This is a genomic window from Streptococcus suis (assembly GCF_019794615.1).
In the GTDB taxonomy this organism is placed as follows: domain Bacteria; phylum Bacillota; class Bacilli; order Lactobacillales; family Streptococcaceae; genus Streptococcus; species Streptococcus suis_AI.
Window position 1 is genome coordinate 1 of sequence record NZ_JAIMDU010000075.1, and the last position, 718, is coordinate 718.

Annotated in this window: 1 protein-coding gene; it reads left to right on the forward strand. The window is 33.0% G+C overall.

The window, feature by feature from the left end; genetic code table 11:
* Positions 1-427: 427 nt before the first annotated feature.
* Positions 428-598, forward strand: coding sequence for a hypothetical protein (locus K6V43_RS11365; protein WP_002941306.1), 171 nt, complete (start codon positions 428-430; stop codon positions 596-598).
* Positions 599-718: the final 120 nt, after the last annotated feature.

Consider the following 718-nt stretch of genomic DNA (forward strand, 5'->3'; position numbering starts at 1 on the left):
CACGTCGAGTGTGTCGCACTGCTCGTAAAAGCCTAGAAACCTTGGAACGAAAGGGATAATGAAAAGCCTTTGTTGCAAGGCTTTTTGCTTTATGGTGGGTAAGTATCAGAGTGAGAAAATTTTTGGAATGAGTAGAAGTGATAGCTAGAAATTATCAGTTTCTATTTCCATTTACCCTGTGGGTACGTGTTTGTTTCCATTGACAAGGAGTTTGTGGGAATAGAAATGTACCCACCTTGTTTGAATCAAGTGAAGTGTAGTTGAAGGAAATCTGTTGAAAGCAATACTTCATTTTACCGAATAAGTAATAATTTAGGCAACTTCAAATCGATTAAAAAAAACTATTTTAAAGGTTAAGAGTAGACAAAAATTGTCCACTCTTTTTTGTAAACTCAATTTATCAATAAATGAAATGAGGGAATGTAAAATGAAATATTTTGAGGTTGAGTTAGAAAATCCTGATGAATTTTTAAAACTACAAACAGAAGATTTTGTGAAAGCTAATCGCTTGCTACTAAGGAAGATAATCCAGAGCGTTACAGTCTATGAAGAACACTTCGTCATATCCTTTAAATCTGGCATCGAATTGGAAGTATGAGACTCATTCCATAACTTTTATATTGAACATATCATCTTGTTGTGTTATACTATAAATTGAAGTTAAATTAGATGCTAAAAATTTGTAATTAAGAAGGAGGGATTCGTCATGTTGGTATTC

Excerpts from the sequence above, each read along its gene's own strand:
- K6V43_RS11365 (WP_002941306.1), top strand. The coding sequence starts at position 428 with ATGAAATATTTTGAGGTTGAGTTAGAAAATCCTGATGAATTTTTAAAA.